This window comes from Pseudomonas sp. NPDC089401 (assembly GCF_044749485.1).
Lineage (GTDB): Bacteria > Pseudomonadota > Gammaproteobacteria > Pseudomonadales > Pseudomonadaceae > Aquipseudomonas.
Window position 1 is genome coordinate 1 of the sequence record NZ_JBIVIA010000026.1, and the last position, 11017, is coordinate 11017.

11 protein-coding genes and 1 pseudogene are annotated in these 11017 nt (G+C 63.9%); 4 read left to right on the forward strand and 8 right to left on the reverse strand.

All coding sequences use genetic code 11. The annotated features are described in order from the left end of the window. Window positions 1–167: 167 nt before the first annotated feature. Both ACIP21_RS28590 and ACIP21_RS28595 read left to right on the forward strand, forming a co-directional pair. Entirely contained in the window at window positions 168–923 is a 756-nt protein-coding gene (locus ACIP21_RS28590) for a DUF6708 domain-containing protein (RefSeq protein WP_400694955.1), read from the forward strand. 389 nt (window positions 924–1312) lie between these two features. After that, window positions 1313–1819: a DUF6708 domain-containing protein gene (locus ACIP21_RS28595; protein WP_400694957.1), complete on the forward strand. Its 507-nt coding sequence runs from the start codon at window positions 1313–1315 to the stop codon at window positions 1817–1819. Here the strand turns inward: ACIP21_RS28595 and ACIP21_RS28600 are convergent. From ACIP21_RS28600 to ACIP21_RS28615, 4 genes are read right to left on the reverse strand one after another with little or no spacing between them, the layout of a single operon-like run. After that, window positions 1808–2590, reverse strand: a complete 783-nt coding sequence (locus ACIP21_RS28600) for a sugar phosphate isomerase/epimerase family protein (RefSeq protein WP_400694959.1) — start codon at window positions 2588–2590, stop codon at window positions 1808–1810. The two genes, ACIP21_RS28595 and ACIP21_RS28600, sit on opposite strands and share 12 nt — an antisense overlap. After that, a complete protein-coding gene (locus tag ACIP21_RS28605) occupies window positions 2587–3327 on the reverse strand; it encodes an SDR family NAD(P)-dependent oxidoreductase (RefSeq protein ID WP_400694961.1) in 741 nt (246 codons plus the stop codon). Before ACIP21_RS28605 ends, ACIP21_RS28600 begins: the two co-directional genes overlap by 4 nt. A 15-nt stretch (window positions 3328–3342) precedes the next feature. Further along, a complete protein-coding gene (locus ACIP21_RS28610) occupies window positions 3343–4674 on the reverse strand; it encodes an MFS transporter (protein ID WP_400694963.1) in 1332 nt (443 codons plus the stop codon). A gap of 40 nt (window positions 4675–4714) precedes the next feature. After that, entirely contained in the window at window positions 4715–5542 is an 828-nt protein-coding gene (locus tag ACIP21_RS28615) for an amidohydrolase family protein (RefSeq protein ID WP_400694965.1), read from the reverse strand. 145 nt (window positions 5543–5687) lie between these two features. On the opposite strand from ACIP21_RS28615, the gene ACIP21_RS28620 reads away from it, so the two are divergent. Further along, window positions 5688–6641 carry a LysR family transcriptional regulator gene (locus ACIP21_RS28620; protein ID WP_400694966.1) on the forward strand — a complete coding sequence of 318 codons (954 nt, stop codon included), beginning with the start codon at window positions 5688–5690 and terminating at the stop codon, window positions 6639–6641. A 13-nt stretch (window positions 6642–6654) separates the two neighbouring features. On the opposite strand, the gene ACIP21_RS28625 is transcribed toward ACIP21_RS28620, so the two are convergent. From ACIP21_RS28625 to ACIP21_RS28640, 4 genes are all read right to left on the reverse strand, one after another. Then, window positions 6655–7563, reverse strand: coding sequence for a DMT family transporter (locus ACIP21_RS28625; protein ID WP_400694968.1), 909 nt, complete (start codon window positions 7561–7563; stop codon window positions 6655–6657). Further along, entirely contained in the window at window positions 7560–8573 is a 1014-nt protein-coding gene (locus ACIP21_RS28630; protein ID WP_400694970.1) for a fatty acid desaturase family protein, read from the reverse strand. Before ACIP21_RS28630 ends, ACIP21_RS28625 begins: the two co-directional genes overlap by 4 nt. Window positions 8574–8706: 133 nt before the next feature. Then, a complete protein-coding gene (locus tag ACIP21_RS28635) occupies window positions 8707–9966 on the reverse strand; it encodes an ATP-binding protein (RefSeq protein WP_400694971.1) in 1260 nt (419 codons plus the stop codon). Next, on the reverse strand, window positions 9963–10655 hold the full coding sequence (locus tag ACIP21_RS28640) for a response regulator (protein ID WP_400694973.1): 693 nt from the start codon (window positions 10653–10655) through the stop codon (window positions 9963–9965). The genes ACIP21_RS28635 and ACIP21_RS28640 overlap by 4 nt, the downstream gene beginning before the upstream one ends. A 179-nt stretch (window positions 10656–10834) precedes the next feature. Here ACIP21_RS28640 and ACIP21_RS28645 point away from each other — a divergent pair. Further along, a pseudogene (locus tag ACIP21_RS28645) lies at window positions 10835–11017 on the forward strand (outer membrane assembly protein); the annotation flags it as partial.

Consider the following 11017-nt stretch of genomic DNA (forward strand, 5'->3'; position numbering starts at 1 on the left):
AAGCTAAGTGGCGACACGCTTAGAATTAACGGCTCCATTCTTCTATTCGATGACCACATCATCAACGCCATCGAAATCACACTGACTTACTGGCCAGACGCAGATGACGAGAACGGGTACGCACACGTCACTAGCCGAGAAGACAAGATAAGCAAGGTAAGGCAGTTATGAACGCGCCACTGCTGAATCCACCCTGCCCTGGCTGGCAAGAAGATTTACCGCACCCTTTTACACCCCCTCAAATTGCAGCAAGCCTTGGCAAGCACACCCCAAACCATCAAGACGACATATACTTGGAAATCCCGAGAAGCCAATTACGAGCCCGTGGAATTCTATCCCTTCTCACGTTATTCCCAGGAGCAGTGGCACTGGGAGCACCATGGGCTATTTCTGAAAGTATTAGAATCGAAATGTATTGGCTCACGCTTCTGGCCACGGGCGTTCTGCTGCTAACCCTATTGGCAATAGTCACCTGCATCCGTACAGATGTAGCTTTGCCGCGGGACGAACCGATAAGATTCAATCGCGCACGCCAAAAAATCTATGCCTACAACTTCCGGTGCCAATGGTGGAAGCCATTTGGCAAATGGCAAGTCGTCCCAGTGTCCTACGACTGGAGCCAGGTCCGCGCCGAACGCTGGTGGCAACACGGCGGCTCCATATTCCAATGGGGCGTGATGCTCTCCATCGTCGAACCCGGCACCCACAATGTGATCGACCGCTTCAACTTGACGTTCATGGGCGCCGACGCACACGCCTGGGCCTATGTCTGCACTTACATGCAAAAGGGCCCCTCCGCCCTTCCAGCACCCGGCCCACCGAAAGACCACAACGACGTACTCTGGTGCGAATTCGCTTTGCGCCTTGCGCCTAAGGTGGAGTGGCCGGCCGACATGGATCAGGAGTCAAGGACTGCGCCCTAACGCTCCCGGGGAGTCTCGAGCAGGACAAAGGCCTTCATTGTCTCGTTGATTCAGCAAATCATTGCTGAAGCAGGTGCGCACAAGTGGCAACAGGAAAAGATAGAACAAGATAAGCGAGGATAAAGGCCATGAGATCACCACTATTGAATCCGCCCTGCGTTGGCTGGCAAGAGGATTTACCGCCCCCTTTTACGCCTCCTCTAATTGCGGCAAGCCTTGGGAAACACAACCCAAACCATCAAGATGACATCTATCTAGAAATCCCACGATGCCAACTCCGGGCCCGAGGAATTATGTCATTTATTTCAATATTCCCTGGAGCAGGCACCCTGGGTGCTCCATGGCTGATAATTGAAAGCATTCGACTTGGACTGCCTTGGCATACACTAATGAGCATAGGCCTCTTACTGGCAGGCATTTTGTTGACCACTTCTTGCCTCCGTATCGATACAGCCTTCCCACGTGACGAACCGATAAGATTCAACCGCGCACGCCAAAAAATCTATGCCTACAACTTCCGGTGTCAATGGTGGAAGCCATTTGGAAAATGGCAAGTCGTCCCAGTGTCCTACGACTGGAGCCAAGTCCGCGCCGAACGCTGGTGGCAACACGGCGGCTCCATATTCCAATGGGGCGTGATGCTCTCCATCGTCGAACCCGGCACCCACAATGTGATCGACCGCTTCAACTTGACGTTCATGGGCGCCGACGCACACGCCTGGGCCTATGTCTGCACTTACATGCAAAAGGGGCCCTCCGCGCTTCCACCGCCGGGCCCACCGAAAGATCACAACGACGTCCTCTGGTGCGAATTCGCCCTGCGCCTTGCGCCCAAGGTCGAGTGGCCGGCCGACATGGATCAGGAGTCAAGGACCGCGCCGGTGCTAAATCAGTGACCGGGTTGCCTGGTAGGCCGCTTCCAGGCGATCAACGGTGGCCAGCAACGATGAGGGGGTTTCAACACTCACAGCCGTATTGGCCGGCAGCGCATCCAGCAGCGCAAGCAACGGCAACGCCCCCTGCCCCGGCAGCAACCGCCCCTCCCTGGCCTCCTGGATGATCAGCGCCTCAGGCGGTGCCAACTGCGGCGCATCGCACACCTGCACCGCTCGCAGATACCGAGGGTCAACCTGGGCAACCGCCCGTTCATCCCCGCCCGAACGGTACAGGTGCAGCGCATCCACCAGCACCCCGGCATTTTCCTGCCCGGCCCCGGCCACCACGGCCACCGCCTGCTGCAGGTTGGCCACCGCGCGCCAGCGCATGAACTCGAGGTCCACGCGCAGGCCATAGCCACTGGCCAACTCACAAAGCGCCGCAAAGGTCTGCGACAGCCGGGCAGGATCGTCATCATCACCGGAAACCGTGAGGCTTGCCGCCCCCAGCTCAGCGCCCGCCGCCAGCAATGCTTCGCATTCGGCCACCTGCAGCTGCGGGGTGAGCGACAGGAATTCGATGTCGCTCACCCGCACGCCCTCGCCCACCAGCACCCGCTGCAACTCGCGGGCAGCCGGGCTGCCGACCGGCTGCGGGTAGGCCTGCGCCCCCGGCAGCACCGGGTGCAAGCGCAGCCCGACCGCCGCGAAGCCGGCCCGCGCTGCCTGGCGCACCAGATCCACCGGTGGCAGATCCAGCGCGGTCAGGTGAGCAACGCCCAGCGCCCTCAATAGGTGGCCCTCCCGCCACTGAGGTCGAACACGAATCCGGTGGTGAAGCTGCACTCGGGGCCGGCGATCCAGGTCACCATGTTGGCGATCTCCTCGGCCTTGAGGAAGCGACCCATGGGGATCTTGGCCTTGCTCGCGGCGATGTGTTCGGCAGTCATCTCGGCCATCAGCGGGGTCTCGACCATGGCCGGGGCAATGCAGTTGAGCAACACGCCGTCCTGGGCCAGCTCCTTGGCCGCGGCCTTGGTGAAGGCGATCACCCCGGCCTTGGCCGCAGAGTACGCGGAGATGTACTGCACACCGTCCTTGCCGGCCATGGAGGCAACGTTGACGATGCGCCCATAGCCGCGCTCGCGCATGTGCGGGATGACGGTGCGGCAGCAATAGAACACGCCGTTGAGGTCGATGGCGATGACCTTGTCCCAGGCTTCTGGCGGGTATTCCCACGAAGCCACCACCGGGCCGTTGATACCGGCGTTGTTGACCAGGATCTCGACCGGGCCGACCCGGCGCAGCACATCGCCGAAGGCGGCTTGCACCGAGGCCAGCGAGGCCACGTCGACGGCCTGGCGCAGCACCGGCTCGAAGCCGTTTTCCTCGGTGTTCCAGCTATCGACCGCGAGGTCCCAGATCACCACCTGGGCGCCGGCCTGGTGCAGGCGCTGGGCGATGGCCAGGCCGATGCCGCGCATGCCGCCGGTGACGATTGCAGTTTGCCCTTGCAGGGATTGGCTCATTGTCTTGCTCCACGTTTAAACAGCAGGAATATCCGGCAGGCGACGCAGGTCGCGCACCATGAACAGGTAGCACAGCGCACCCAGCGCGGTGATCGATGAAACGAAGGCCAGGGCCCAGACGAACGAGCCGGTGGCGGTAACGATCAGGCCGATGGTCAGTGGGGTGACGATGCCAGCGGCGTTGGCGAACAGGTTGAACAGCCCGCCGCTCAGGCCCAGCAGGCCTTTGGGCGCGATGTCGGAGACGATCATCCAGGCCAGCGCCGACATGCCCTGGGCAAAGTAGGCAACGCAGAGGATGGTGATCACCAGCGCGTCGGACTCGACGTAGTTGGCCAGGACGATGATCGAAGCGGTCAGCAGCCCGGCGATCACCGGCAGCTTGCGCGCCAGGTTCAGCGAGTAGCCGCGGCGCAGCAGCGCATCGGAGATCCAGCCGCCGACCAGGGTGCCCAGCGAGGCGGCAATGAACGGCAGCACCGCTACCCAGCCCACCTTCAACCAGGGCATGTGCCGCTCGGTGACCAGGTAGGTGGGGAACCAGGTGAGGAAGAACACGTTGGTCGAGTTGCAGGCGAACTGGCCCAGGCAGATGCCGAGCATGTTGCGGTGCTTGAGCAGCGCCGGGATCTGCGACCAGCGGAACACCGTGGCCTTCTGCCCGCCGTCGACCACCCCGCCGCCAGCGGCGATGTAGTCCAGTTCGGCCTGGTTGGCCGAGGTCGACTGGTGCGGCTCGTGGTACTTGCGCCACCACACCAGGCCGTAGAGCACGCCCAGCAGGCCCACCGCCATCAGCAGGAAGCGCCAGCCATAGGCGTGCAGTACCCAGAACAGCAGCGGCGTGAGAAACGCAAGGCCCGTGTATTCGGCAAAGGTGTAGATGCCCGTGGCCCTGGCCCGCTCGCTCTGCGGGAACCAGGTGGCGACCACGCGGCTGTTGGTGGGGAAGCACGGCGCTTCGGTCACGCCGACCAGAAAACGCATGCCCAGCAACGACAGGAAACCCTGGGCCAGGCCCTGCAGGCCGGTGAACAGCGACCACAGGGTCAGCGCCAGCCAGTAGGTGAGCTTGGTGCCGAGGCGGTCGATCAGGATGCCACCGGGGATCTGCGCGGCGGCGTAGGTCCAGGAAAATGCCGAGAAGATCACCCCCATCATCGCCGCATTCAGCCCGAGATCTGCACTGATGCTTGGCGCTGCGATGCCCATCACGCTGCGGTCGAGGTAATTGATCATGGTGCCACCGGAGATCAGCGCCAGGATCATGAAGCGGGTACGGGTGCGCTGTTGCGCGCGCGCAGGGGTGTCGAACACCCCCGCGCCGAAGTGCTGTTCTGTGCTCATGGGATTGCTCTCTTGTTATTGGAATGGCAAATGCACGTGCTCAGGCAAAACCGAACAGGCGCCGCGGGGTATCCCACATGACCTTGCGCCGCACGCTGGCGTCCGGCATCAGTTGCTCGGCCAGCTTCAGCAGCGGGCCGTAGTCGACCCGGGCGTGCTGGCGAATGAACGGCCAGTCCGAGCCCCACACGCAGGCATCCGGGCCGAACGCCTCGAGCAGCGCCTGCACGTAGGCATGGCTTTGCCCGTACAGGCCTTCGGCATCGGCGAACTTCTGCATGCCCGACAGCTTCACGCAGGCCCGGCCGCTCTGGGCCAGGCGCAGCAGGGCCTGGAAGCCCGCTTGCTGCAGGCCGGCGGCGGCGTCCGGGCGGCCGCAATGGTCGATCAACAGGCGCGCCGAGCTGCCCTCGAGCAGCCACTGCAAGTCCAGCAGCTGGTCCTCGCAGACCTGCACCTGGGCGAACATGTCCAGCTCGGCGAGCTTGCCGAACAAGGGCCCGGCGTCATGCAGGGTCTTCACGCCGTACAGCGCCGGGTTCAATGCCACGCCGACCACGCCCTGCTCACGCAGCGCTGCCAACTGGTCGAGGCTGATCTGCCGCTCGACCACGGCAACGCCCTTGAAGCGGCCCTGGCCGGTGGCCATGGCCTGCAGCATGAGGCGGTTGTCGGTGTGGTAGCCGCTGTTCGGCTGTACCAGCAAGGCATGGCGCACGCCGTAGGCATCCATCACCTGGTTGAACTGGGCCAGGGTGGCGACCTCCTGGCCGGAGGGGGCATAGGGGGCGTCGGGGTGGTAGGGGAAATGGGCGGGGTCAAACAAATGGTTATGGCAGTCGATCTTCGGTTCGTCGTAAATGTTCACTCGCTCATCCTTCAAGCGCCACTGCGCTTGCCTGCAGTTCTTGTTATTGTTCGCCGCCAGGGCGATAGCCTGGGCTCACGATACTGCGGGCGTGCCTGGCGCGCTCATACACAGATGGCGAAGACCATAACCGAAGGTAATAGATATGCTCCCCGGCCAGGAAAACTCGGACGGCACCACGATGGTGTTCAAGCTGCGGCATATGGAAGTGTTCCGTGCCGTGATGCTGACCGGCTCGATCAGCGCGGCGGCCAAGATGCTCTACGTGTCGCAGCCCGCAGTGAGCAAGCTGATCGGCTACATCGAGGGGCGCCTGAGCTACCGGCTGTTCGAGCGCATCAACAACCGCCTGGTGCCCACGGCCGAGGCCCAGGTGCTTTACCGCGAGGTCGAGCGGGTGTACCAAGCGGCGCTGCAAGTCAACGAATGCGCCCAGTCCCTGGCCGCCGGGGCCCATCGCACACTGCGCATCTCCTGCAGCGCCTCGCTGTCGACCGTGGTCATTCCCACGGCACTGGCCCAGCTCAAGCGCGAAGCGCCGTCGCTGCAGATCGAGTGGCAGACCTCGCTGATGCACACCATGCCCAACCAGATCCTGTCGAAGACCGTCGACCTGTCGATCGCCGCGTTGCCGGTGGTCCACGACCACCTGCATTCCCGAGCCTTCATGCGCGGGCGCATGGTGGTGGTGATGCCGCCGGACCAGGCGCTGGCGCAGCAGCCGTCCTTGACCCTGCAGCAGTTGCAGGGCCACCCGTTGCTGCTGTTCCGCCCGGACATGCCGTTCGGCCAGTTGCTCGCCGGGCACATACAGCGGCGTGGGTTGCAGCTGGAGTCGCTGTTGTCGTTCACCAACGCCAACGAAGCCGTGGCGCTGGTCAAGCAAGGCATGGGCATCAGCATCATCGACGAGTTCGTCGCCCAGGACAGCGGCCTGGCCGTGGTGCCGCTGGCCGATGAAATCCATTTCGATATCAGCTTCGTCCATTCGCGCTTCGAACCGCCGTCGCAGGCGGCGCTGCACCTTATGCGCGTACTGCACGCCTGGGCGCAGAAGCTGCAACGGAATATCGAGGGTTTTGAACTGCCGCGCATCTGAGCGCGGCAATGGGCTAGGGCTTGGCCTGCTCGCACGCTGTCTCCAGGGGCTTGTCGACGCTCCCGGCGAACAGGCTCAAGAGCAACCCGGACAGGATGAACGCGGCTCCCCACACCCCAGACAGGTTCAGGACTTCACCAAACATCAGGAAGGCAAACAGCGTGGCGAACAACGGATCTGAGGTTTCGATGATCTGCACACGCCCAGCCTCCCCCAGCGCGATGGCGCGAGTGGTCAGGTAGAAGCCGCCGATGGTCGGTAGCAGTACCAGGCCGAGCAACGCCAGCCCGCCCTCCACTGACGGCACGCTGAAGCCGGCCAGCCAGGCAGGAGGCAACAGGTAAAGGCTGCCGAATCCGAACAGCCAGGTGAGTTGGACCAAACCACTCCCGGCGTTGCTGTATTTGGCGAAGAAGATGAACAGCGCATACCCCAGGCCACCCAGCAGCGCCAGGGTGGCGCCCTTCATCGACCCGCTCATCTCACTGCCAGCACCCAGCAACAGCAGCACCCCAGCGACGATCGCCAGAAAGCTCAAGACCTTCAGCAGGCCCAGGCGCTCACGCAGGAACACCGCCGCCAACAGGATGCTGAAGCCCCCGGCGGCGTAGGTCAAAAACGAAACCAGCGACACCGACGCCTCGGCGAAGGCCTGGGTCTCGAAGTAGTACAGGCTGAAGATACCGAGCAGGGCGAGCACCGCCAGCTTCGCCCAGGACTTGCCGGTTTCCCGCAGGTCACGCCTGCGCCCGCTGGCCAGGCAGAAACCGAGCAGCAGCACGAAGGCGATCAGCGCCTTGCTGAAGGCAATCTGCGGGGCGTTCAGGCCGTGCAGCAAGGCGATCTTGGTCAGCGGGCCGATCAGCCCGTTGAGCGCCGCAGCGCCCAGGGCGCACACGGCAAAGTGGTCGAATGGCCTCAAGGGCGAGCCTCGGCGAAGATGGGTGAGTCGGGCAACTCGAAGGGGTGTTCGTTCAACAGGTAGGCCAGCAGGCTGACCTTGCCCTGCGCGCTGCTGAAGATGCCACCCCAATGGTCATCCCAGGCCCGGAACGCGTCGTCTTCGCGCAGGATTTCGGTGGCCTTGCCCAAATTCCAGTGAGGCAAGCCTGGCAGCAAGTGGTGGGTCAGGTGGTAGTGGTCGCCGTGCATGCCGATGAACAGTTTCTCGATGCGCCCGGCATAGCGATTGCGCGAGAAGAAGCTGTGCCTGGCGTAACGGGCATCCATCATCGGGAAGTGTTCGGCCAGTTCGCTATACCACCCTACCAATGGGTAGACCACGACGAAGGGTACAAACCACAGCAGCACAACCTCGGTCATCACGCCGGCGTAATGGCTGGCCGCCAGAATGGCCGTGTGGAAGGCCAGAATGCACAGTACCTCACCACGCTCCTTCGGTGTTTGCAGGGCCTTGCCCAGGCGTTCGCGCAGGAGGTAGCCGATATAGTGCGGGGTCAGCCGCCCCAGGGCCGGGGTGATGAGGAACTTCCAGATGAAGGCAGCTCGCGACTGGTTGGCGTAGACCCCGGCTTCCAGCATGTAGCTGTAGTCGGGATCCTGCTGCGCATCGCTGATGTGCGGGTGATGAGCCAGAACATGGGATTTGCGGTAGCTGTCGAACGACTGCAGGATCGTCCAGCCACACACGACGCGCCCTACCGTGCTGTTCAGCACTTTGGCCTTGAACAAGGTGCCGTGGGCGGCCTCATGCAGAAGGCTGGCCAGGGCGCGCTGGCGGGTGCCGATGATCACCATGGCAATGATCCATCCGGCCAGTCCCCACATCTGGCTGGCGACAACACCCAACCCGATCCAGGCGATGCTTTCCAGTATGGAAAACAGACCACGGTAGTTGTTGCGGGCGTACAGCGCCTTGATGCGCCGTTTCTGCGCCGACGAAAGCGACAACTTGTTGAAATTCCCTTTCAAAGTACATCTCCTGAATAAAACACATCACAGGCCTACGTACCGACATCCATCCTGATGGCGGCGGCCTGCAGCAGGCCCAGTCGAAACATGATTCGAAATCGCGGCGACAATCTAAATGACCGCCTGGCCAGGGTCAACCCAGCCGCGGCAGCGTGATCGCTACCCGCAGCCCGCCGCCCTCGTCCGCCTGCGCCCCAATGCTGCCCTGGTGCAGGCCAATCGCCCGCAGGGCAATGGCCAGGCCCAGGCCGAAGCCATCCACACCACCCTGCCCGCCCCGGTCGAAGGGTTCGAAGATGCTCTGCAAGCGTGCAGGCGGCACCCCCGGCCCCTGGTCGACGATATGCACCTGCAACCGCTCGCCGCCCCCCGCCAGCACGGCCTCGACACGCACTTCACTGCCCGGCGCGGTGTGGCGCACCGCGTTGCGGACCACGTTCTCGAAGGCGCGGTACAACAGTTCTTCATGGCCACGGGTGACGAAGGTAGCGGCGCCCAGCAAGGTCACCTGAGCCTGCTTCATCCCGGCCTCGAAGCGGGCATCCTCGACGATCTGCGCCAGCACCTCGACGACATCGAGTTCCTCATGTTCGCTATGGCCTTGCTGCGACTGTACCCGCGCCAGGGTCAGCAACTGCTCGATCAGGTCATCCATGCGCCGTGATTCACGCTCGATGCGTCCGAGCATTTCTTCTCGGTCCGGCTCCTGACGCAGCAGGCCGATGGCCACGTGCAGACGGGTCAGCGGCGAGCGCAGTTCGTGGGAGATGTCATGCAACAACTGCTGCTGGGCCTCGACCATGGCCTTGAGCTGCCCGGCCATACGGTCACAATCCTCCGCCAGTTCGACGATCTCGTCGCGGCGCTTGCCCAAACGCGGGCGCACGCGCACGTCGAAGCGGCCCTGGGCGACCTGGCCCATGGCTTCGCGCAACCAAGTCAGTGGCCGGGTCAGGTACAGGCTGCAGAGCAAGGCGAACAGCGCGCTCATCAAGGCGCCGGTGACGAAGGGGCCGACGCCGCGCGGGCGCGGCGCTTCGTCCAGTGGGGTGGGTACCGAAGCCCGCAGCACCAGGGCCTTGCCGCCCTCGTCGAGCAGCGCGCGCTCGAAGCGCGGCGTCTCGACAGGCCGCCCGGCCAGCAGGTGGCCAGTACCGTCGTACAACCCCACCTGCACGTCGGGTGGCTGTGGCGACACCTGCAGGTACTGGCGCCCGGCCTGCTCGCCATAGCGGTGCAGCAGGTTCAGCTCGGTGCTCAGCATCGCCCGCAAGCCCGGCGTGTCGCCGCGCAACTCATTGAGCATGAACGCCCCGGCGCCCACCAGGAACGTCAGGGTGTTGGCCAGCCAGAAGGCCAGGAACAGCTTCCAGAACAGCCGCCGGCGCATCATTCGACGATCAGCATGTAACCCATGCCCCGCACGCTCTGGATCCAGCTGCTGCCGTCGCCACGCGGGCCAAGCTTGTGGCGGATGCTGCTGATGTGCACGTCGATGCGCCGGTCGTAGCGGGTCAGTGGGCGGCCCAGGGCGTTGAGCGACAAGTCCTGCTTGCTCACCAGCTGGCCGGCCTGGCGCACCAGGGCTTCGAGCAGGCTGAACTCGGTGCCGGTCAGTTCCAGCGGGGCCGACCCCCACTGCGCCTTGCGCCGCCCGGGCCACAGGGTCAGCGCGCCACGGGTCACCGATTCGGCACTCTGGCTGTCTGCCAGTGCCTGCGGCTGCACCCGACGCAGGATCGCGCGCAGGCGCGCCACCAGTTCGCCCGGCGAGCTGGGCTTGGGCACATAGTCGTCGGCGCCCAGTTCCAGGCCGGCGATGCGGTCGATGTTGTCGCCCCGGGCGGTCAGCAGCAGCACCGGTACCTGGCTGCGCGCGCGGATGCGCCGCAACACCTCGATCCCTGACAGGTCCGGCAACATCACGTCGAGCACCACGATAGGGTAGAGGCCGCTCAGCGCCTGGTGTTCGCCTTCGGTGCCGGTGGCCACGGCGGTGGCCTGGAAGCCTTCACGGGCGAGGTAGAGGGCAAGCATTTCGGTGAGTTCGCGGTCGTCGTCGACCAGCAGTACGGGGATCATGGTGGGTACGCTTTCAGGTTCTGCAAAGGCGTCATGATCGCCCCGTCGCGCCGGGCCGTGGGCGAACTTTACACATCTTTACCCTCGGTTAACCGCGCCGAACACGGCCCGCCCGTATGCTCATCGCCCGCTTCCCGGCAGCCCAGCGCTGCTCTATCTACGCCCGCCTGGAACCCCCGATGAACTACCCGCGTCTGTTGCTCTCCCTCCTGCTGCTCAATGCCTCCATGGCCCAGGCCGCTTCGTTCAGGATCGCCGACATCCGCATCAACGGCCTGCAGCGGGTGTCCGCCGGCAGCGTGTTCGGCGCCTTGCCGCTCAACGTGGGCGACCAGGCCGACGACCGTCGCCTGGTGGATTCC

Bases quoted from the DNA above. Each gene is read 5' to 3' on its own strand.
- ACIP21_RS28590 (WP_400694955.1), top strand. From the start codon at position 168: ATGAACGCGCCACTGCTGAATCCACCCTGCCCTGGCTGGCAAGAAGAT.
- ACIP21_RS28595 (WP_400694957.1), top strand. From the start codon at position 1,313: ATGAGCATAGGCCTCTTACTGGCAGGCATTTTGTTGACCACTTCTTGC.
- ACIP21_RS28605 (WP_400694961.1), bottom strand. From the start codon at position 3,327: ATGAGCCAATCCCTGCAAGGGCAAACTGCAATCGTCACCGGCGGCATG.
- ACIP21_RS28610 (WP_400694963.1), bottom strand. From the start codon at position 4,674: ATGAGCACAGAACAGCACTTCGGCGCGGGGGTGTTCGACACCCCTGCG.
- ACIP21_RS28620 (WP_400694966.1), top strand. From the start codon at position 5,688: ATGCTCCCCGGCCAGGAAAACTCGGACGGCACCACGATGGTGTTCAAG.
- ACIP21_RS28635 (WP_400694971.1), bottom strand. From the start codon at position 9,966: ATGATGCGCCGGCGGCTGTTCTGGAAGCTGTTCCTGGCCTTCTGGCTG.
- ACIP21_RS28640 (WP_400694973.1), bottom strand. From the start codon at position 10,655: ATGATCCCCGTACTGCTGGTCGACGACGACCGCGAACTCACCGAAATG.